The organism is Streptomyces durocortorensis (genome assembly GCF_016901035.1).
GTDB classification, from domain to species: Bacteria; Actinomycetota; Actinomycetes; order Streptomycetales; family Streptomycetaceae; genus Streptomyces; species Streptomyces durocortorensis.
Window position 1 is genome coordinate 1 of sequence record NZ_JAFEUF010000564.1, and the last position, 432, is coordinate 432.

The window sequence follows — 432 nt, forward strand, 5'->3', positions numbered from 1 at the left end:
GTACAGGAGTGCGTGGAGGTCGTCGGGGGTGGTGTGGGGGTTGAGGAGGGTGGCCTTGAGCCAGAGGCGGCCTTCGGCGTGGGCGCGGCCGAGGACGGCGTGGCCGCGTTGGAGGAGGGTGCGGCGGACGGTGGCGACGGTGTGGTCGTCGGTGCCGGTGGGGCGGAAGAGGACGGTGCTGATGGTGGGGCGGTCGTAGAGGTCGAGGGTGGGGGTTTTGGTGATGAGGTCGGCGAGGTGGTGGGCGGTGGCGATGGTGCGGTCGACGAGGTCGGCGAGTCCGGTGCGGCCGAGGGCCTGGAGGGTGACGGCGATCTTGAGGGCGTCGGGGCGGCGGGTGGTGCGCAGGGAGCGGCCGAGGAGGTCCGGGAGTCCGGCCTCGGTGTCGTCGTCGGCGTTGAGGTAGGGGGCGTGGTGGTGGAGCTGTCACTT

General features: G+C 72.2%; 1 pseudogene. It reads right to left on the reverse strand.

Annotated elements, in window-relative coordinates:
• A pseudogene (locus JS521_RS36085) lies at positions 1-423 on the reverse strand (aspartate aminotransferase family protein); the annotation flags it as partial.
• Between the last annotated feature and the right edge of the window lie 9 nt (positions 424-432).